The sequence below is a fragment of the Stenotrophomonas maltophilia genome (genome assembly GCF_023518235.1).
Classification (GTDB): domain Bacteria; phylum Pseudomonadota; class Gammaproteobacteria; order Xanthomonadales; family Xanthomonadaceae; genus Stenotrophomonas.
This window is the reverse complement of sequence record NZ_CP090423.1, coordinates 2,304,691-2,322,604: the sequence shown is the minus strand read 5'-3', so window position 1 is coordinate 2,322,604 and position 17,914 is coordinate 2,304,691. Positions and strand designations below refer to the sequence as shown.

The 17,914-nt window shown below is 67.6% G+C and carries 21 protein-coding genes; 11 read left to right on the top strand and 10 right to left on the bottom strand.

The window, feature by feature from the left end; genetic code table 11:
• Positions 1-10 precede the first annotated feature (10 nt).
• On the bottom strand, positions 11-1,432 hold the full coding sequence (locus LZ605_RS10950; protein ID WP_249844835.1) for an MFS transporter: 1,422 nt from the start codon (positions 1,430-1,432) through the stop codon (positions 11-13).
• Between the two features lie 29 nt (positions 1,433-1,461).
• Here LZ605_RS10950 and soxR point away from each other — a divergent pair, with 29 nt between their 5' ends.
• Positions 1,462-1,896 (top strand): redox-sensitive transcriptional activator SoxR, encoded by a 435-nt coding sequence (gene soxR, locus LZ605_RS10945; RefSeq protein ID WP_107230054.1) that lies wholly within the window; start codon positions 1,462-1,464, stop codon positions 1,894-1,896.
• A 42-nt stretch (positions 1,897-1,938) separates the two neighbouring features.
• Here the strand turns inward: soxR and LZ605_RS10940 are convergent, their stop codons facing one another.
• Complete coding sequence (locus tag LZ605_RS10940; RefSeq protein WP_249844834.1) at positions 1,939-2,541, bottom strand: short chain dehydrogenase; 603 nt, start codon at positions 2,539-2,541, stop codon at positions 1,939-1,941.
• Positions 2,542-2,638: 97 nt separating this feature from the next.
• On the opposite strand from LZ605_RS10940, the gene LZ605_RS10935 reads away from it, so the two are divergent.
• Positions 2,639-3,514, top strand: a complete 876-nt coding sequence (locus LZ605_RS10935) for a LysR family transcriptional regulator (protein WP_249844833.1) — start codon at positions 2,639-2,641, stop codon at positions 3,512-3,514.
• Positions 3,515-3,520: 6 nt separating this feature from the next.
• Here LZ605_RS10935 and proC read toward each other — a convergent pair whose 3' ends face one another.
• Positions 3,521-4,342 carry a pyrroline-5-carboxylate reductase gene (gene proC, locus LZ605_RS10930; RefSeq protein ID WP_249844832.1) on the bottom strand — a complete coding sequence of 274 codons (822 nt, stop codon included), beginning with the start codon at positions 4,340-4,342 and terminating at the stop codon, positions 3,521-3,523.
• An 18-nt stretch (positions 4,343-4,360) separates the two neighbouring features.
• Positions 4,361-5,038, bottom strand: a complete 678-nt coding sequence (locus tag LZ605_RS10925; protein WP_249844831.1) for a YggS family pyridoxal phosphate-dependent enzyme — start codon at positions 5,036-5,038, stop codon at positions 4,361-4,363.
• Between the two features lie 87 nt (positions 5,039-5,125).
• Between LZ605_RS10925 and LZ605_RS10920 the strand changes: the two genes are divergently transcribed.
• The 4 genes from LZ605_RS10920 (at position 5,126) to LZ605_RS10905 (ending at position 9,264) form a co-directional block, all read left to right on the top strand.
• Positions 5,126-6,163 (top strand): type IV pilus twitching motility protein PilT, encoded by a 1,038-nt coding sequence (locus LZ605_RS10920; RefSeq protein ID WP_004147099.1) that lies wholly within the window; start codon positions 5,126-5,128, stop codon positions 6,161-6,163.
• A 147-nt stretch (positions 6,164-6,310) separates the two neighbouring features.
• Positions 6,311-7,405, top strand: coding sequence for a PilT/PilU family type 4a pilus ATPase (locus LZ605_RS10915; protein WP_057497269.1), 1,095 nt, complete (start codon positions 6,311-6,313; stop codon positions 7,403-7,405).
• A gap of 86 nt (positions 7,406-7,491) precedes the next feature.
• Entirely contained in the window at positions 7,492-8,169 is a 678-nt protein-coding gene (locus LZ605_RS10910; protein WP_249844830.1) for a hypothetical protein, read from the top strand.
• Positions 8,170-8,280: 111 nt separating this feature from the next.
• Positions 8,281-9,264, top strand: coding sequence for an aldo/keto reductase (locus LZ605_RS10905; protein ID WP_249844829.1), 984 nt, complete (start codon positions 8,281-8,283; stop codon positions 9,262-9,264).
• 58 nt (positions 9,265-9,322) lie between these two features.
• Here LZ605_RS10905 and LZ605_RS10900 read toward each other — a convergent pair whose 3' ends face one another.
• The gene (locus LZ605_RS10900) at positions 9,323-10,219 is read right to left on the bottom strand and encodes a LysR family transcriptional regulator (protein ID WP_249844828.1); all 897 of its coding nucleotides are present in this window, start codon (positions 10,217-10,219) and stop codon (positions 9,323-9,325) included.
• A gap of 342 nt (positions 10,220-10,561) precedes the next feature.
• Between LZ605_RS10900 and LZ605_RS10895 the strand changes: the two genes are divergently transcribed.
• Complete coding sequence (locus LZ605_RS10895) at positions 10,562-10,774, top strand: DUF4287 domain-containing protein (protein WP_249844827.1); 213 nt, start codon at positions 10,562-10,564, stop codon at positions 10,772-10,774.
• A 111-nt stretch (positions 10,775-10,885) separates the two neighbouring features.
• Entirely contained in the window at positions 10,886-11,593 is a 708-nt protein-coding gene (locus tag LZ605_RS10890; RefSeq protein WP_029379885.1) for a YitT family protein, read from the top strand.
• Between the two features lie 34 nt (positions 11,594-11,627).
• Here LZ605_RS10890 and LZ605_RS10885 read toward each other — a convergent pair whose 3' ends face one another.
• Both LZ605_RS10885 and LZ605_RS10880 read right to left on the bottom strand, forming a co-directional pair.
• Positions 11,628-12,173, bottom strand: a complete 546-nt coding sequence (locus LZ605_RS10885; RefSeq protein WP_249844826.1) for a DNA-3-methyladenine glycosylase I — start codon at positions 12,171-12,173, stop codon at positions 11,628-11,630.
• The gene (locus LZ605_RS10880) at positions 12,170-13,966 is read right to left on the bottom strand and encodes a DUF4153 domain-containing protein (RefSeq protein WP_249844825.1); all 1,797 of its coding nucleotides are present in this window, start codon (positions 13,964-13,966) and stop codon (positions 12,170-12,172) included. Before LZ605_RS10880 ends, LZ605_RS10885 begins: the two co-directional genes overlap by 4 nt.
• A gap of 80 nt (positions 13,967-14,046) precedes the next feature.
• Here LZ605_RS10880 and LZ605_RS10875 point away from each other — a divergent pair, with 80 nt between their 5' ends.
• From LZ605_RS10875 to LZ605_RS10865, 3 genes are read left to right on the top strand one after another with little or no spacing between them, the layout of a single operon-like run.
• Positions 14,047-14,613 (top strand): YqgE/AlgH family protein, encoded by a 567-nt coding sequence (locus LZ605_RS10875; RefSeq protein WP_107230064.1) that lies wholly within the window; start codon positions 14,047-14,049, stop codon positions 14,611-14,613.
• Positions 14,606-15,073, top strand: a complete 468-nt coding sequence (gene ruvX, locus LZ605_RS10870) for a Holliday junction resolvase RuvX (protein WP_107230065.1) — start codon at positions 14,606-14,608, stop codon at positions 15,071-15,073. Before LZ605_RS10875 ends, ruvX begins: the two co-directional genes overlap by 8 nt.
• A gap of 16 nt (positions 15,074-15,089) precedes the next feature.
• Positions 15,090-16,040 carry an aspartate carbamoyltransferase catalytic subunit gene (locus LZ605_RS10865; RefSeq protein WP_107230066.1) on the top strand — a complete coding sequence of 317 codons (951 nt, stop codon included), beginning with the start codon at positions 15,090-15,092 and terminating at the stop codon, positions 16,038-16,040.
• 69 nt (positions 16,041-16,109) lie between these two features.
• On the opposite strand, the gene LZ605_RS10860 is transcribed toward LZ605_RS10865, so the two are convergent.
• From LZ605_RS10860 to LZ605_RS10850, 3 genes are all read right to left on the bottom strand, one after another.
• On the bottom strand, positions 16,110-16,601 hold the full coding sequence (locus tag LZ605_RS10860; protein WP_249844824.1) for an REP-associated tyrosine transposase: 492 nt from the start codon (positions 16,599-16,601) through the stop codon (positions 16,110-16,112).
• Positions 16,602-16,771: 170 nt separating this feature from the next.
• Positions 16,772-17,569, bottom strand: coding sequence for a prolyl oligopeptidase family serine peptidase (locus LZ605_RS10855; RefSeq protein ID WP_249844823.1), 798 nt, complete (start codon positions 17,567-17,569; stop codon positions 16,772-16,774).
• Between the two features lie 69 nt (positions 17,570-17,638).
• Positions 17,639-17,905 (bottom strand): hypothetical protein, encoded by a 267-nt coding sequence (locus LZ605_RS10850; protein WP_249844822.1) that lies wholly within the window; start codon positions 17,903-17,905, stop codon positions 17,639-17,641.
• Positions 17,906-17,914: the final 9 nt, after the last annotated feature.

Sequence of the window (17,914 nt, the reverse complement as noted above, 5' to 3'; positions counted from 1 at the left end):
TCCGGCGGCGCTACACCCGTCTTGCGATCAGCGTGGCCAGCACCGCCAGGCCGAAGGTGATCGCCAGGCACAGCAGGTAACCGGTGTGCGGTGCGCTGTCCACGAACAACGCGAACAGCGCGCCGGAGACCGCCAGCGCGGTGGTCACCGACAATGCCTCGCTGAGTTGCAGCGCGGAAGTGTTGGCACCTTGCTCATGCGGCGCCGACAGCGAAAGCGTCAGCACCGACAGGCTGGCGTAGATCATGCCCATGCCGAAGCCGGTCACGGCCCAGCCAAGCAGCGACACCGGCAGGGGCACCACGTTGAACAGCACCGCCAGCGTGGCGGCGATGCCGACGGTCATCAATGACGTACCCGTGCGCAGCAGCTGCTGGCGCGACCAGCCGCGCTGCTGGTGGCCCTGCAGCCATGAACCGGCGAACCAGCCCAGCGCACCGAGGCTGAGCACGGCGCCGGCCCAGCTGGGCGACAGCCCGCGTTCGCGCTGCAGCAGCAGCGGCAGATAGGCCTCGCAGGCAAAGAACGCTGCAGCCGCGATGCCACGCAGCGCAATCACGCTGGGCAGGCCACGGCGCAGCATCAATGTGCCGGCCGGCAGCAGACGGTGCACGCAGAACAGCAGCGCCAGCATCGCCACGCCGATGCAGAGCAGGGCCGCTGATCCCTGCTGCTGGCCGCCGAAATACAGCAACAACGCCGCCAGCGAGGCACCGCTGGCCCAGCGCACCACCTTGCCGCCTCCATCATCGGCGCTGCCGGCAGGACTGGGCTGCATGCGTGCCAGCGCCGGGCGCAGCAGCAGGGCCGCCGGAACCGCCAGCAACGGCACCGCCAGGAACACCCAGCGCCAGCCAAGGTGCTGCACGATCAGGCCGCTCAGTGCCGGGCCGATCATCGACGGCACTACCCAGCCGGCGGAGAACGCCGCGAATACCTTCGGTCGCAGGTGTTCGGGGTAGCTGCGGCCCACCATCACGTACAGCGATACCGAGATCGCACCGGCGCCCAGGCCCTGCAGCAGGCGCCCGGCCACCAGCACGCCCATGCGCATCGCGAAGCCGGCCAGCAGCAGGCCCAGCACGAAGCAGGCCAGGCCGTACCACAGCGGGCGCGCCGGCCCATGGCGGTCAACCCAGCGCCCGGCCAGGGTCATGCCGATCACGCTGGTGGCCAGCGTGCCGCCAAAGGCCAGCGCGTACAGGCGCAGGCCGTCCAGCGCCTCGGCCACGGTCGGCATCGCTGCGGCCACCGCCAGCGCCTCGAACGCATGCAGTGCAACCAGCGCCACCATGCCGAGGGTGGTGGCGCGGTAGCGGGAGGACAGGATCGACATGGCGGCCGGCGGGTGCGTGTCGGCGGGCGAGAGTGTTGTGTTCATACCAGGCAGGGGCGGGCCGCGCTTGTCAACGAGCGGCGAAGATAGCAGCATGACACCTCAACCGTAGTTGAGGTCAAGGCATGGCATCCCAGGAATTGAGCGTGGGAGAGGTTTCCCAGCGCAGTGGCGTGGCCATTTCCGCGTTGCACTTCTACGAGCGCAAGGGCCTGATCAGCAGCCTGCGCACCTCCGGCAACCAGCGCCGCTACAACCGCGACGTGCTGCGCCGGCTGGCGGTGATCCGTGTGGCGCAGCGGGTGGGCATGCCGCTGGAGGCGGTCGCGCGGGCATTCGAGAGCCTGCCCGAGGGACGGACACCGACCAAGGCCGACTGGGCCAAGCTGTCCGCACGCTGGCGCACCGAACTGGAACAGCGCATCCATATGCTGCAGCTGCTGCGCGATGAACTGACCGGCTGCATCGGCTGCGGTTGCCTGTCGCTGAAGCGCTGCCGGCTGGCCAACCCCGAAGACATCCTCGGCGAACGCGGCGACGGCCCGATGCGCTGGGAATGAGCGAAGAAGAGGCCGGTTCCCGTTAGCGCCATGCCCGGCGGATCACCAGACGGTGAGGGTCTCGCCGCTCTGGATACCTTCCACCGCGCGCTGGTAACCCAGTGCCGCGCGCTGCGCGCTGACCGGTTCGAAACCGGGGAAATAGGGCGCGTAGTCGGCCATCGACTCGACCAGCACGTTGGGGCTGATCACGTTGATACGCAGGCCGCGCGGCAGCAGCTCCAGCGCGGCGGCACGCACGAAGCCTTCCAGTGCGGCATTCACCGCCGTGGCGTTGACGCCATCGCGGATCGGATGAGCACTGATGATGCCGCTGGTCAGGGTGATCGAGCCGCCGGCGCTGAGGTGATGCTGCGCGGCCAGCGCCAATCGCACCTGCCCCAGCAGCTTGTCCTGCAGGCCAAGGTTGAACTGCGCTGGCGTCATCTCCTGCAGCGGGCCGAAGTGCACTGCGCCGGTGGTGGAAATCACCGCATCGACCGTACCGGTGCGCGCGAACAGATCAGCGACGCTGGCATCGTCGGTCAGGTCGACGCGCAGTTCGCCGCTGTGGCGGCCGGCAGACAGGATCTGGTGCTGCTGGCCGAGCTGGCGCGCGACTGCCTGGCCGAGGGTGCCGTTCGCGCCGACGAGGAGGATCTTCATGGCCGTTCCTTGCGAGTGGGATGGGCGCAGTCTGCGCCGTCACAGCCAGGTTAGGTAAGTGGCGTATGCTTCGCAGATTCCTAACGGTGGGTTAGTAATGGATACCTTGCGCTGCATGCACGCGTTTGTCGCCGTGGCCGAGTGCGGCAGCTTTGCCGGTGCCGCCGAGCAGCTGCAGGTGTCGGCGGTGATGGTGGGCAAATACATCCAGCAGCTGGAAGCACACCTGGGCACCGCGTTGCTGCAACGGAACACCCGCCGCCAGCGCCTGACCGAAGCCGGTAGCGCCTACCTGGCCGGGTGCCGGCAGGTGCTGGAGCAGGTGCAGCAGGCCGAGGCCGATGTGGCCGGCCTGCAGGTGCAGCCGCGCGGCCTGCTGCGGGTCAGCGCGCCGACCACCTGGGGCAGCTGCGTACTGGCGCCGCGACTGGCCGGGCTGTTGCGCGCGCAGCCGCAGTTGAACATCGAGCTGGATCTGAGCAACCGGCGCGTGGACCTGATCGAGGATGGGTTCGATGTGGCGATCCGGGTGGGTCCGCTGCCGTCGCAGGAGGTGGTGGCGCGGCCGCTGCCGCCGTATGCGATGAGCCTGTGCGCGGCGCCGTCGTACCTGCGCCGGCGCGGCACCCCGCGCACACCTGCCGATCTGGAAGGGCACGATTGCCTGAGTCATCTGGCCTGGCGCGGTGGCCATGGCTGGCAGCTGGCCAATGGCGAGCTGGTCGACTGGGAAGCGCGGCTGACCTGCAATGATGGGTTCGCGTTGCGCGAAGCGGCCGTGGCCGGAGCGGGACTGGTGCTGCAACCGACCGCGCTGCTGGCGGGCGATATCGCCGCCGGGCGCCTGAAGCCGCTGCTGCGCGACTACCTGCCCGAACCGCGGCCGATGCATCTGATCTACCTGCCCGACCGCAGGCCGCGCCCGCGATTGCAGTGCTTCGTGGATTTCGTCATGACCACCTTGGGGCGGTAGATCGGGTCAATCATTGGCCGCAGACAGTTCCTGCCCACGCACCTGCGCGGCGCGCAGGGCGTTGTCCACCAGCGCCTCGAAACCTCCGGCCTGGAAGCTCTCGATCGCGGCCTGCGTGGTGCCGTTCGGCGAAGTGACGCGGCGGCGTAGTTCCGAGGGGCTTTCGCCGGCCTCATCGAGCATGCGCGAGGCGCCCAGCAGGGTCTGCACCACCAGCGTGCGTGCCGCCTCGGCCGGCAGTCCCTGGGCGATGCCCGCCGCTTCCATCGCTTCGGCCAGCAGGAACACATAGGCTGGGCCGCTGCCGGAGACCGCGGTGACCGAATCCATCAGCGCTTCGTTGTCGATCCACACGGTGCGCCCGGCACTGGCCAGCATCTGTTCGGCCTGGCCGTGCTGCGCCGCATCCACCGCCGGCGTGGCGAACAGGCCGGTGACGCCGGCGCCAAGCAGGGCAGGGGTGTTGGGCATCGCACGCACCACCGGCAGCTGGCCACCCAGCCAGCGCTGCAGCTGCGCGCTGGTGATGCCGGCGGCAATCGAAACCACCAGCGGGCGGTTGTCCTGCGCCAGCGCCTGCAGCGACTGGCAGACCTCGCGCAGCACCTGCGGCTTGACCGCCAGCAGCCAGGTGCTGCCCTGCGCGGCCGCGTCGGCGGCGTTGTCGTGCACCCGCACGCCGAAGTCGGCGGCCAGCGCCTGGCGCAAGGCCGCCACCGGCTCGGCCACATGGATGCGCGCAGCAGGCACGCCCTGGCGGATCAGGCCGGCGATCAGGCTGCGCGCCATGTTGCCGCCGCCGATGAAGGTGATGGAATCAGTTGCCATGGAGGTCTCCTTCGAATGTCAGGCCGGGCGCGGGCGTGCGCCGAACAGGGCGGTGCCGATGCGCACCAGGGTGGCGCCCTCGGCGATGGCTTCGGCGTAGTCACTGCTCATGCCCATCGACAGCGTGTCCAGCTGCGGGTGCTGGGCAGCCAGTGACTGGAAAAGTGTGCGCATGCGCACGAACGCGTCGCGGCGGCGCTCGGCCTCGGGCCACGGCGCGGGAATGGCCATCAGGCCACGCAGGCGCAGGCGGGGTTCGGCGGCAATCGCGGTGGCCAGTGCCGCCACGTCCTCCGGTGCGCAGCCGTGCTTGCTGGATTCGTCGTCGATGTTGACCTGGATCAGCACGTTCAGCGGGCCACGCGTCTCGGGGCGGTGCCGTGCCAGCGCGGTCACCAGCTTGGGCCGGTCCACGCTCTGCACCCAGTCGAAGTGGGCGGCGACAGCGTCGGCCTTGTTCGACTGCAGATGGCCGATCAGGTGCCATTCCAGCGCCAGGTGCTGCAGCGCCTGCATCTTGGCCAGCGCTTCCTGCACGTAATTCTCGCCGAACGCCTGCTGGCCCTGGTCGGCCAGCGCGGCCACGGCTTCGGCCGGTTGGGTCTTGGACACCGCCAGCAGGCGCGGGTCGGGCCGGCCGGCCGCTGCGGCGGCGGCATGCAGGTTGCTCAGGATCTGGGGCAGGGGAGTGGCCACGTAACGCGTTCCATTGAATCAGGAGGCTATACTGCCGCCCGGGGAAAGATCCTTCCAGTCGAAGCCGTTATTGGGGAGTAGCCGCTCATGGATATCGCCGAACTGCTGGCGTTTTCCGTAAAGAACAAAGCGTCCGACCTGCACCTGTCCGCAGGCCTGCCGCCGATGATCCGCGTGGACGGCGACGTGCGCCGGATCAACATTCCAGCCCTGGACCACAAGCAGGTCCATGCGCTGGTGTACGACATCATGTCCGACAAGCAGCGCCGCGATTACGAAGAATTCCTCGAAGTGGATTTCTCGTTCGAGATCCCGTCGCTGGCGCGCTTCCGAGTGAACGCGTTCAACCAGAACCGTGGTGCCGGTGCGGTGTTCCGTACCATTCCCTCCGAGGTGCTCACGCTTGAGGACCTGGCCTGCCCGCCGCTGTTCCGCGAGGTGATCCAGCAGCCGCAGGGCCTGATCCTGGTGACCGGTCCGACCGGCTCGGGCAAGTCGACCACGCTGGCGGCGATGATCGACTACATCAACAAGAACGAATACGGCCACATCCTCACCGTCGAGGATCCGATCGAATTCGTGCACACCTCGCAGAAGTGCCTGATCAACCAGCGCGAAGTGCATCGCGATACGCACGGCTTCAACGAAGCGTTGCGTTCGGCGCTGCGCGAAGACCCGGACATCATCCTGGTCGGCGAACTGCGTGACCTGGAAACCATCCGCCTGGCGCTGACCGCCGCGGAAACCGGCCACCTGGTGTTTGGCACCCTGCACACCAGTTCGGCGGCCAAGACCATCGACCGCATCATCGACGTGTTCCCGGCCGGCGAGAAGCCGATGGTGCGCTCGATGCTGTCCGAATCGCTGCGCGCGGTGATCTCGCAGGCGCTGCTGAAGAAGGTCGGCGGCGGTCGTACCGCAGCGTGGGAAATCATGGTGGGCACCCCGGCCATCCGCAACCTGATCCGCGAGGACAAGGTGGCGCAGATGTACTCGGCCATCCAGACCGGCCAGCAGTACGGCATGATGACCCTGGACCAGCACCTGCAGGACCTGGTCAAGCGCAGCCTGATCACCCGCAATCAGGCCCGCGAGTACGCCAAGGACAAGCGCCTGTTCGAGTAAGGCGGGACGACCACGGGCGGCGTGCGCCACCGCGCCGCCGTTGCCGTGCTGTTTCCTCCACCGACCGTTTCCTGGTCCATGCCCCATTGGGAGCCCGCCGTGAACACCACCGCGACCACCATCGATTTCACTTCGTTCCTCAAGCTGATGGCGCACCAGCGCGCCTCGGACCTGTTCATCACCGCCGGCATGCCGCCGGCGATGAAGGTCAACGGCAAGATCTCGCCGATCACGCAGACGCCGCTGACGCCGCAGCAGAGCCGCGACCTGGTCCTCAATGTGATGACCCCGGCGCAGCGCGAGGAGTTCGAGAAGACCCACGAGTGCAACTTCGCCATCGGCCTGTCCGGTGTCGGCCGCTTCCGTGTCAGCTGCTTCTACCAGCGCAACCAGGTCGGCATGGTGCTGCGTCGCATCGAGACGCGCATCCCGACCGTGGAAGAGCTGAGCCTGCCGCCGATCATCAAGACGCTGGCGATGACCAAGCGCGGCATCATCCTGTTCGTCGGTGCTACCGGTACCGGCAAGTCGACGTCGCTGGCGGCGATGATCGGCTATCGCAACCATAATTCGACCGGCCATATCATCACCATCGAAGACCCGATCGAATTCGTGCACAAGCACGAAGGCTGCATCATCACCCAGCGCGAAGTGGGCATTGATACCGACAGCTGGGAAGCGGCGTTGAAGAACACCCTGCGCCAGGCGCCGGACGTGATCATGATCGGCGAGGTGCGCACCCGCGAGGGCATGGACCATGCCATCGCCTTCGCCGAAACCGGCCATCTGGTGCTGTGCACGCTGCATGCCAACAACGCCAACCAGGCGATGGACCGCATCATCAACTTCTTCCCGGAAGACCGCCGCAACCAGCTGCTGATGGATCTTTCGCTGAACCTCAAGGGTGTGGTGGCGCAGCAGCTGGTGCCTTCGCCCGATGGTCGTTCGCGCAAGGTGGCGATGGAGATCCTGCTGGGCACGCCGCTGGTGCAGGATTACATCCGCGATGGCGAGATCCACAAGCTGAAGGAAGTGATGAAGGATTCGGTCCAGCTGGGCATGAAGACCTTCGACCAGAGCCTGTTCGAGCTGTACCAGGCCGGCGAGATCAGCTACGAGGACGCATTGCGCTACGCCGATTCGCAGAACGAGGTACGCCTGCGCATCAAGCTCAGCCAGGGCGGCGACGCGCGCACCCTGTCGCAGGGGCTGGACGGCGTGGAGATTTCCGAGATCCGGTGACCGCCAGGGCGCCTGCGGGCGCCTTCTGCTTCGTGATGACCACAACGCCGGCTGTATTCCGGCGTGAACCTGCCAGGAAGGTGTGCATGCGTGAAACGGCGCGCGTGATGTTGGCAATGGCCGTGCTGTTGCAGGTCGGTTGTGCGCGTACTCCCGAGTCCGCCGCCCCGGCCGGGGACTGCGACGATCCGCAGGCGCATGCCTGGTATCTACTGCCACCGCCTGCACAGAGGCGCAGCAGGGACCCGCTTCCGTTCATCGATTTCACCGGGTTTGCAAGGGCGTCATACCGCGACCGGTTGCGGGATCTCGATGGCTTGCCGGAGCCGTCGTTCCGCTGCGGCAGCGTACCGGTCCAGGCGTATCGCTTCGTCTGGGAACCCGCGTTCTTCCCGGGTGTGGTCATACGCGCGCAGCGCAACGCAGCGGGCCAGGCGTGGATCGTCGGGCGCAGTGCACGCGATTTCGAGATTCCCGCATCGCCGTCCGACGGCCCAGCCACCCTCATCAAGGGCGGGGCGTGTCCTCCACCGCGCGCGCTGAGTGCGGAAGAATGGAAGGCCATTGCCAGCGCGTTTGCGCTGCTGCAGGGCGAAGATTCGAGCGCTGGACTTGATGGCTCATCGTGGATTTTCGAGTCTGTGGTGGACGGCGAGCAGCGCTGGTTCGCGCGGTGGGTGCCGCGGGATCCGACGTTCCGCAATGCTGGCAGGATGATGGTGGAACTGGCGGGATGCGCCGATACCCTGCAGGCGATGGAATGACGGGCACCGCGGCTGATTGATGAATTCCAGTCATGACCGACTGCCATCCTGTCGGTTCAATCCGCCGCCCTTGCAGGCGTATCGTCAGCGCTCCCCCTCTGGAGCACGACGATGCAGACACGTGAACTCGGCCGCAGCGGCCTGAAGGTTTCCGCCCTGGGCCTGGGCTGCATGGGCCTGAGCCATGGCTACGGCCAGCCGGTCGAGCGCAGCCAGGGCATCGCCCTGCTGCACGCCGCTGTCGAGCGCGGCGTGACCTTCTTCGATACCGCCGAAGTGTATGGGCCGTACACCAATGAAGACCTGCTCGGCGAGGCGCTGGCGCCGTACCGCGACAAACTGGTGATCGCCACCAAGTTCGGCTTCAAGGATGCGCGGGTGGATACCGGCCTGGACAGCCGTCCCGAGAACATCCGCGCGGTGGCCGAGGCCAGCCTCAAGCGGCTGCGTACCGACCATATCGACCTGTTCTACCAGCACCGCGTTGACCCGAACGTGCCGATCGAGGATGTGGCCGGCACGGTGCGCGACCTGATCGCCGAGGGCAAGGTCGGCCACTTCGGCCTGTCCGAGGCCAGTGCCGCCACCGTGCGCCGCGCGCATGCAGTACAGCCGGTGGCGGCGGTGCAGAGCGAGTACTCGCTCTGGTGGCGTGAGCCGGAGCGCGAGCTGCTGCCGACCCTGCAGGAACTGGGCATCGGCTTTGTGCCGTTCAGCCCGCTCGGCCGCGGCTTCCTGACCGGTGCGATCAACGCCGACACCACCTTCGACGCCAACGACTTCCGCAACACCGTGCCGCGTTTCGAAGTGGAAGCGCGTCGCGCCAACCAGGCGCTGGTGGACCGCATCAGCACGATTGCGGCCGCACGCGCTGCGACCCCGGCGCAGGTGGCGCTGGCCTGGCTGCTGGCGCAGGCACCGTGGATCGTGCCGATTCCGGGCACCACCAAAGTCCATCGCCTGGAAGAGAACCTGGGCGCGGCCGCGCTGCAGCTGGCGCCGGAAGAATTGCAGCGCATCGCGCAGGCGCTGGAGGAAGTCTCGATCGTCGGCGAGCGCTACAACGCGCAGCGTGCTGCACAGGCCAAGGGCTGACCGCCCGGTGGGTGCAGAGTGTGGTGGGTGCGGACCGTTGGTCCGCACTCCTTGACCCTCACCCCATTGGCCCGCGCAGCGCATCCAGCACCGTGCGCATCGCCACCGTTACATGCCGGCGGGACGGGTAGTACGCGTAGTACCCATCGAAGTGCGGGCACCAATTGTCCAGCACCGACAGCAGCCGTCCATCATCAAGCATCGGTTGTACCTGGTCCTCCGGCAGCCAGGCCAGGCCGCTGCCGGCCAGTGCGGCGGCGCGGGTCATGCCCATGCTGTTGAAGATCCACTGGCCACTGACGCGTACGCTCAGTTCATTGCCGTCCTTGCCGAAATCCCAGGGCATCAGCCCACCGTGGGTCGGCAGGCGCAGAGTGACGCAGTTGTGCGCGGCCAGCTCGTCCGGATGCTGCGGCACCGCGTGCTGGCGGAAATAGCTGGGCGCACCGACCACGCGCATGCGCAGCGGTGGGCTGACCGGCACGGCGATCATGTCCCGGGCCAGCCGCTCGCCCAGACGGATGCCGATGTCGTAGCGCTCGGCGACGATGTCGGCCAGGCCGTAGTCGGCGGTCAGTTCCACCTTCAGGTCCGGGTACTGCTGCAGCAGGGGCGCCAGTCGCGGCCAGGCGATGTACTCGGCGGCATGGCCGGTCGCGTTGATGCGGATGGTGCCGGCCGGGCGCTCGCGGTATTCGGCCAGCGCGGCCAGCCCGTCCTCGATCTCGGCCAGGCGCGGAACCAGTGTGTCGAGCAGGCGGGCGCCGGCTTCGGTGGTGGATACGCTGCGCGTGGTGCGGGTCAGCAGGCGCACACCCAGGCGCTGTTCCAGCCCGCGCATGGCATGGCTGAGCGCGGACTGGGAAACGCCCAGCTGCGCGGCCGCCCGGGTGAAGCTGCCCTCGCGGGCGACGTGGACGAAGGCCTGCAGGTCGTTGAGGTTTTCACGGGGCATGCGCGAATGATACGGCCGGGCTGCGCCCGGCACCTGCCGAAACAACGTCAACGGCCACGTCAACTTCAAATGCTGGCTATCCCTTGGGGGGGCGGGGTGGGTCCGGTTGCAGGGGACGCCGTAAACCCGTCCATGGGGGCTTGGCCGCGGCATCCATGCCGCGGACACCCCTGCAATCGGACCCATCCCGCCTTCGACAGCTGGCTGCGGTCTGTCGGGCGAAGCGGGGGTCGGATCCCGTTGCTGCGCGACGGGCTCCGACCCCATTCTGTGTAGAGGTGTGGGGATGTCGATTTCAGGGACTGTGGTTCGTCGAATGAATGACTTCAACCGGAGCTGCACATGAGCACTGACACCAAGCCGAAAGGCCCGGCCTCGTACTTCCCCTCCATCGAGAAGACCTACGGCCAGCCGGTGGCGCACTGGTTCGGCCTGCTGTCGAAGCAGAAAGGGCGCAAGCACATGGAGCTGGTCAGCTTCCTGAAGAGCGAGCACGGCTTGGGCCACGGCCACGCCAACGCGCTGGTGGCGCATCATCTGGCCGGGAAAGGCTGATCGGCGGCCGGGACAGGATGGGGTGGGGCGCATTCAGCTGAACGATTTCATCTGCAACTGTCATGCAGATCGTGTCTAATACCGCTCCCCACCTGCTGTTCCCCCGCCCGTATGTCCCTTCCCTCCCATGGCCCCGCGCCGTGCGACGACGCTGACGGCCACCTGGTCACCGCCGGTCCGCTGACCCCGCCGCCGGACAGCGCCGGTACCACCGCCGATGAAAAAGCCTTGCGCCACTCGATCGCCGAGGATGTGCAGGGCATGGTGTTGGCCACCATGGTGGCCTCGCTGGGGCTGGCCATCTTTGCCAAGAGCGGGCTGATGATCGGCGGCATGGCCGGCATGGCCTTCCTGCTGCACTACGCGCTGGACTGGAACTTCGGCGTGGTGTTCGTGCTGGTCAACCTGCCGTTCTACTGGGTGGCGGTGCGGCGCATGGGCTGGGAATTCACCCTGAAGACCTTTGCCGCGGTCACCGCCTGTGGCGTACTGACCGACCTGCTGCCGCGCTGGATCGACTTCTCGCACATCCACCCGCTGTATTCGGCGATCGTCGGTGGCGCGCTGTCCGGCCTGGGCATCCTGTTCTTCATCCGCCACCGCGCCAGCCTCGGCGGCATCGGCATCCTGGCGGTGTACCTGCAGCGCACCCGTGGCTGGAGCGCGGGCAAGGTGCAGATGTCCTACGACGCCTGCCTGATGGTGGCCGCGTTCTTCGTGTTGTCGCCGTCGAAAGTGCTGTACTCGGCCATCGGCGCGGTGGTGCTCAGCCTGGTGCTGATGTTCAACCACCGCCCTGGCCGTTACATGGGGGTGTGATCGCGTTCGCCGGGCCATGCCCGGCGGATTTGCCTCAGCGGCCAGCCACCTGCACCCACGGCGGCGACAGCTTCAGCAGCCGCGCCTGCACCGGGCAGTCCTCGGCATGCGCGCCGGGCAGGTAGCCCAGGCTCATCAGGAATTCGCCGGTGATCTCGCCACCGGTGAAGCGGAACGTCTTCTTGAACAGCTTCACCCAGTCGGCCTTGCTGCGCGGATGGTGCGCGTCCAGCCAGCCGGCAAAGCTGCCGTGGCTGGCCCGCAGCTGCTGGATCACCTGCGCGTTGTGGATCGCGGCCAGTACCTTCAGCCGGTTGCGGATGATGCCGGCATCGGACAGCAGCCGCTCGATGTCCTGCTCGGCATAGGCGGCCACGCGGTCCACGTCGAAACCGTCGTAGGCCGCGCGGAAACCCTCGCGCTTCTTCAGGATCGTCTCCCAGCTCAGCCCGGCCTGGTTGATCTCCAGCACCAGCCGCTCGAACAGTTCGCGCTCGTCACGCTGCGGGAAGCCGTACTCGTTGGCGTGGTAGTAGTCGTGCACCGGATGGCCCGGGGCGATGAGGCAGTATCCACTCATGGTGCAGCCGCCTCCTCGCGGCCTTCGTCTTCATCAAGGGAAAGCTGTGCCGGAATGCCCTCCAGGCGCATTTCGGGCCAGCGTGATGGCCGTGTTTCCAGCCCGCCGCCGCGCAGTGCACGGGTCAGCGTCTGCGCCTGTGCGCTGCTGTGTCGTGGGAACGATACGCTTCCCGCCGAATGCCATGCACCCTCGTGCCGCACGTGCAATGTGCAGTCGGGCGGCAGATAGGGCGAAATCCGGCACAGCAGCACCTCGTCTTCGCCGTCCTGGTCGAGATCACGACGCACCGAGATGCATTCCTCATCGATGTCCAGGCAGCCATCGGCACCGATCCGGCGGGCATGCAGCAGCGCCTGCCACCAGTCGTCGGCAGGCATCGGGCTGCCCTTGGCCACGATGATGCGTGCGTGCAGCTGGTCCAGCGAACGTGGGGCGGAGGGCGCAGGCACATCGTGTCCTCCGGTGGGACGCGGCAATGCCTCGGCCAGCACGCTGCGCGCGTGCGGGTCGGCGATGACGCCCGGCTGCTGCTGCAGATTGTTCAGCGCGCGCACGCCGCGTATCCCCAGCTGGAAGCGCAGCATGCTGGCATCGCCACCGGTGATCTGGTCGGGCTGCGCGGTGAACCGCGGTACCTGGCTGGCCAGGGTCAGCCGGATGGGGTCGATCAGCGGCGAGCTGCCGAGTATCGCCATCGCCAGCACCAGCCCGCACATCCAACGGTTGACCGCTTCCAGGCCCTGCAGCCAGCGGCCCTGCCGGCGCAGCACGGCCAGCGCATATCCCAGCGCGTAGCCTGCCACCAGCAGTGCGGTCGCCAGGCCCCAGAACCGATCCACGGTCATGCCGTGCTGGCCCAGGCGCAGACCGATGGCAAACAGCGCCAGCGCCGCGTACACCGGCAGAGTCAGCAGGCCGGCGTCCACCAGGCGGCGCACCCCGCGCGGATACACCGCAGTATCGCTGTCGTGCTGGTAGACCGCGTTGGCGAACGCGACCAGCAGCAGGGCCATGGCCAGCAGCAGGCTGGCCGCAGAACGGGTGCCCCACAGCGGCGCCAGGCCGGTGAACGGCAGCGCAGAGACGAACAGCAGCGCAATCAGCGCCAGCAGCGGCAGCAACCCGCGGCAGACGGCAAACAGCACCTGGCGGGTGATCTGGATGGCACGGTGCTGGGTGCGGCCGATCAACAGGCCGAACCCGGCCAGCAGTCCGGTCGCCAGGGCCACAAAGGCCGGGTGCAGGAACAACTGCTGGAAAAAATCCACGCGCAGCAGGCTGAACAATGCGGCGCACAGCCACAGCAAGGCCCAGGTCAACCCGGTGAACGCGCCCGCCAGCGCCAGCGTGAGCCCGTTCTGCCAGGCGTGCTCGAACAGGGCCGTGTAGCTGGCATTCCAGTGCCCCTGCTGCAGGCGGAACTGCCACCACGGCAGCGCAATGAAGACGCCGATGCCCAGGCAAACGGACAGCGGCATCAGCACCGGTGTGGGGTTGAGTCCGGAGGCTCCCTGTAGATTCCAGGCGGCCCAGGCCCCCAGCCCGAGTACCAGCAGCGACGCCAGCCCGGCATGCTGCCAGAGGCGGCGGTCCTTCACCTCGACCACGGTCAGGGCCAGTGCGGTGGGAATGGTCAGCAGCCACGCATACGCGCAGTAGCGCCAGACGCCATCGCGGACCTGCCAGCGCTCGGCCAGTTCCTGCATCGCATACAACGCCAGGCCCTGCAGCAGCGCGATCAGCACGATCATGCGGCGCGTGCCCCGGGCCAACGGCACTTCCTGTTGCATTGTCCAACCTCCTTGCAAGGGCGCCATCCTAGCCGATCCCTTCGCGCCCGCGTCCCGGCCCCAGCGGGTAGAATGGGGCCATGCCTGTAACGCCGACCTCCCTTGCCGATCACCTGCTCGTCGCGCTGCCGTCGCTGCTCGACGCGACCTTTGCCCGCAGCGTCGCGCTGATCTGCCAGCACGACGAGAACGGGGCGATGGGCGTGCTGGTCAACCAGCCGTCCGAGTACACCCTGGGCGAAGTGCTCGCGCAGATGGACATCAGCACCGGTGATGGCGATCTGCAGGCACGCATGGTGCTCAACGGCGGCCCGGTGCATCCCGAACGCGGCTTCGTCATCCACGACGACGCACGGGCATGGGATTCCAGCCTGATCGTGGGCGAAGGCCTTTACCTGACCACCTCGCGCGACATCCTTGAAGCGATGGCACGTGGCGAAGGCCCGGCCAACGCCGTGGTCACCCTCGGTTGTGCGGGGTGGGGCGCTGGCCAGCTGGAAAGCGAGCTGGCCGAGAACAGCTGGCTGACCGTGCCGGCCGATGCCGAACTGGTGTTCCAGCTGCCGCTGGAGCAGCGCTGGCAGGGCGCGGCCTCGCGCATCGGCGTGGACCTGTTCCGGCTGACGGACTACAGCGGCCATGTCTGAGCCGGCCGTCATCCGCCGTGATGGCACCGTACTCGGCTTCGATGTGGGCTCGCGGCGGATCGGCGTGGCCATCGGCAGTGCTTTCGCCGCGCATGCGCGCGCGGTGGCCGTGGTTGATGTGCATGGCAACGGTCCGGACTGGACCGCGATCGAACGGCTGCTCAAGGAATGGAAGCCCGATGGCCTGGTGGTGGGCGACCCGCTCACCCTCGATGGCCAGGATCAGCCCAACCGCAAGCGCGCGCAGGGCTTTGCCCGCCAGCTGCGGGAACGTTTCAAGCTGCCGGTGGTGATGATCGACGAGCGCTCCAGCTCGGTCGAGGCTGCCCGCCGCTTCGCTGTCGAGCGCGCCGAAGGGCGCAGGCGCCGCCGTGACGCGGCCGCCCTCGATGCGGTGGCCGCGGCGGTGATCATCGACCGCTGGCTGTCGTCACCGGACGACGCCACTCCCATTCCCTGACTGCACGACTCCCGCCATGACCGCCCAGCAACTCGATGCCTCCGGACGCCTGCGCCACCTGCTGACCCTTGAGGGCCTGCCGCGCGAAACCCTGCTGCAGCTGCTCGACCGTGCCGGGCAGATCCGCGATGCCGCAGTCGGCCGCGTCGGCAACAAGCGCCACGTGCTGGCCGGTTCGGCGGTGTGCACGCTGTTCTTCGAGCCGTCCACGCGCACCCGCAGCTCGTTCCAGCTGGCGGCGCAGCGGCTGGGCGCCGACGTGCTGAACTTCGACGCCTCCACTTCGTCCACGCGCAAGGGCGAAACCGCCTGCGACACGCTGCGCAACCTGGAAGCGATGGGCGTGCGCGGCTTCGTGGTGCGCCACCCCGATGACGGCGCCGTGGCCGCACTGGCCGAGGCGGCGGGCGAGGGCACGGCGTTGATCAACGCCGGCGACGGCCGCAGTTCGCACCCGACCCAAGGCCTGCTGGACATGCTGACCCTGCGCCAGGCCAAGGGCCCGGATTTCTCGAAGCTGAAGGTGGTGATCGTCGGCGACGTGAAGCACTCGCGCGTGGCCCGCACCGACCTGCACGCGCTGCGCACGCTGGGCGTGGGTGAGATCCGCGTATGCGGCCCGCAGTCGCTGCTGCCCGACGATGAGACCCTGAAGGGCTGCGTGGTTGGCGATGACTTCGACGCGATGCTGGAAGGCGTCGATGCGCTGATGATGCTGCGCCTGCAGCGCGAACGCATGGAAGAAGGCCTGGTGCCGTCGCTGGAGCAGTACCACGCGCAGTACGGCCTGACCAACGCGCGCCTGGCACGTGCCGGCAAGGATGCGGCGGTGCTGCACCCCGGCCCGATCAACCGCGGCGTGGAAGTGACCGACGAGGTGGCCGACGGCCCGCAGTCGTGGGTGCTGCGCCAGGTCGCCAACGGCGTCGCCGTGCGCATGGCCGTGCTGGAAACCCTGCTGGGCTGATCCCCCGCTTGGTAGGTGTCAACCTTGGTTGACCCCCACTGCTTGGGTAGATGCCAACCTTGGTTGGCACTATCCACCGGTGCTCACGTCATCTGGCCGCTCACACAAGGCCCCGAGCTCCCATTCGCACCATGCATGGGGATACTGCCCCAGCCGAGTCGTCAGTCCGGCCCTGATCGGATTTCCCATCAGGTACATCGCATGCTGGTGCAACGATTCGTCAGAGCGGATCGCATGATCGTGATAGCAGGCCTGCCAGAAGCGACCGACTCGCCCCAGCAACCGGTTTGCCTGCAGGGCTGTGCGCGACTTGAAACGCTTCATGATGGTTTCCAGTGTCCCCGCGCGCAGTTCGACCAGCCAGTGGATGTGGTCGGGCATGACCACGTGCGCGATTGAGTGGGTGAAACCTTCCCGATCGAGTTGTTGGAATTCCTGGATCGCGAGGACGGCGACGGCGTCGATGGCAAACAGGGGAGCGCGACCGGTCACAACTGTGGTGAGGATGTAGCTGAGGCCGACGCTGGAATTGCGGCCGATCAGGAGTCTGGTGTTTTGCATGGAGCAAGCATGGGCGTGCCTGCCAGCTGTGAACATCGGGGAATGGTCTGGTTTTGGGTAGGTCTGTGCCAACCAAGGTTGGCATCTACCAGGCAGCGTGTGCCAACCAAGGTTGGCATCTACCAGGCAGCGTGTGCCAACCAAGGTTGGCATCTACCGGAAGCGGTGGCTCAGCGCTTCTGCGCGAACAACCACGCCCACATCGCCGGGTCGGCGTAGGTGGCGTCCCAAGCGTTGTGGTTGCCGTCGGGGTATTCGGTGTAGCGCACGTCGCGCGCGCCGGCGGCCTGGAAGGCGGTGTGCAGGCGACGGTCATCGGCAGGCGGCACCACGTCGTCCAGCGCGCCGTGGAAGATCCAGATCGGGGTGTGCCGCAGGCGTTGAGCGATGGTCGCGTACGGGTCGGCCTCGTGGGCGACCTGTTCGACGAACAGGGTCGGGCGCACCGCACGCGGGGCCAGTACCGCGCCGCATACCGGCACGATCGCCGCGAAGCGGCGTGGGTCGTCCAGCGCGATGTTCCAGCTGCCATAGCCGCCCATCGACATGCCGGTCAGGTACTGGCGCGCCGGGTCGGCGCCGAACTCGGCAATGGCGGCGTCCAGCGCGGCCAGCGCCACGCGGTTGTTGCGTCCGCTCCATTCCTCGCGTCCCGGCACCTGCGGAAACACCGCCAGCGCCGGAAAATCGGCCGCATGCGCACGCAGGTACGGCCCCAGTCCAGCGTGGGTCTGCTTGACGCCATCGCCGCCGCGCTCGCCGGATCCGTGCAGGAACAGCACCACCGGCAGCGAGCCGGGTGTGCGCGCCGAGGCCGCCGGAACGAACACCTGGTAGTAGGCCGTTTCGCCGTCCACCTTCACCGCGCGCGCCTCGAAATGTCCACGCGCGCTGTCCGGCATCGAGGTGCAGCCGGTCAACATCAGAACGGCCAGCGCTGGCAGCCAGCGCGAGATTGAACGGAGCATGCGGCTTCCCGAAGCGGCGAGGTCACTGCATGGTAGTCCGCTGCCGTCAGCGCGGCATCGTGCGCCGCGTCACTGCGGGCGTGGAAAGCTGGCGATGATCTCCAGCTGTTCCTGGGCTTCGGCATTGCCGTCGGCGGCCGCGGCCTGCACCTGCGCCAGGTCCGGGTGCAGGACCACCAGCAGCGGGTTCTCGCAGACCGGGCAGTCGTACTCGGTGGCATCCTCGTCCAGTTCCATTTCCATGGCGCGCGAGCTGCCTTTCCATTCGCAGGCCGGGCAGGTGTGCTGCTGGTCGCGCCAGCCGGGCTGGAAGTAGTTTTCGATCGTGGTTGCCATGAGAGGATC

Bases quoted from the DNA above. Each gene is read 5' to 3' on its own strand.
- LZ605_RS10950 (WP_249844835.1), bottom strand. From the start codon at position 1,432: ATGCTGCTATCTTCGCCGCTCGTTGACAAGCGCGGCCCGCCCCTGCCT.
- soxR (WP_107230054.1), top strand. From the start codon at position 1,462: ATGGCATCCCAGGAATTGAGCGTGGGAGAGGTTTCCCAGCGCAGTGGC.
- LZ605_RS10940 (WP_249844834.1), bottom strand. From the start codon at position 2,541: ATGAAGATCCTCCTCGTCGGCGCGAACGGCACCCTCGGCCAGGCAGTC.
- LZ605_RS10935 (WP_249844833.1), top strand. From the start codon at position 2,639: ATGGATACCTTGCGCTGCATGCACGCGTTTGTCGCCGTGGCCGAGTGC.
- proC (WP_249844832.1), bottom strand. From the start codon at position 4,342: ATGGCAACTGATTCCATCACCTTCATCGGCGGCGGCAACATGGCGCGC.
- LZ605_RS10920 (WP_004147099.1), top strand. From the start codon at position 5,126: ATGGATATCGCCGAACTGCTGGCGTTTTCCGTAAAGAACAAAGCGTCC.
- LZ605_RS10915 (WP_057497269.1), top strand. From the start codon at position 6,311: ATGGCGCACCAGCGCGCCTCGGACCTGTTCATCACCGCCGGCATGCCG.
- LZ605_RS10910 (WP_249844830.1), top strand. From the start codon at position 7,492: ATGCGTGAAACGGCGCGCGTGATGTTGGCAATGGCCGTGCTGTTGCAG.
- LZ605_RS10905 (WP_249844829.1), top strand. From the start codon at position 8,281: ATGCAGACACGTGAACTCGGCCGCAGCGGCCTGAAGGTTTCCGCCCTG.
- LZ605_RS10900 (WP_249844828.1), bottom strand. From the start codon at position 10,219: ATGCCCCGTGAAAACCTCAACGACCTGCAGGCCTTCGTCCACGTCGCC.
- LZ605_RS10895 (WP_249844827.1), top strand. From the start codon at position 10,562: ATGAGCACTGACACCAAGCCGAAAGGCCCGGCCTCGTACTTCCCCTCC.
- LZ605_RS10890 (WP_029379885.1), top strand. From the start codon at position 10,886: ATGTCCCTTCCCTCCCATGGCCCCGCGCCGTGCGACGACGCTGACGGC.
- LZ605_RS10885 (WP_249844826.1), bottom strand. From the start codon at position 12,173: ATGAGTGGATACTGCCTCATCGCCCCGGGCCATCCGGTGCACGACTAC.
- LZ605_RS10880 (WP_249844825.1), bottom strand. From the start codon at position 13,966: ATGCAACAGGAAGTGCCGTTGGCCCGGGGCACGCGCCGCATGATCGTG.
- LZ605_RS10875 (WP_107230064.1), top strand. From the start codon at position 14,047: ATGCCTGTAACGCCGACCTCCCTTGCCGATCACCTGCTCGTCGCGCTG.
- ruvX (WP_107230065.1), top strand. From the start codon at position 14,606: ATGTCTGAGCCGGCCGTCATCCGCCGTGATGGCACCGTACTCGGCTTC.
- LZ605_RS10865 (WP_107230066.1), top strand. From the start codon at position 15,090: ATGACCGCCCAGCAACTCGATGCCTCCGGACGCCTGCGCCACCTGCTG.
- LZ605_RS10860 (WP_249844824.1), bottom strand. From the start codon at position 16,601: ATGCAAAACACCAGACTCCTGATCGGCCGCAATTCCAGCGTCGGCCTC.
- LZ605_RS10855 (WP_249844823.1), bottom strand. From the start codon at position 17,569: ATGCTCCGTTCAATCTCGCGCTGGCTGCCAGCGCTGGCCGTTCTGATG.
- LZ605_RS10850 (WP_249844822.1), bottom strand. From the start codon at position 17,905: ATGGCAACCACGATCGAAAACTACTTCCAGCCCGGCTGGCGCGACCAG.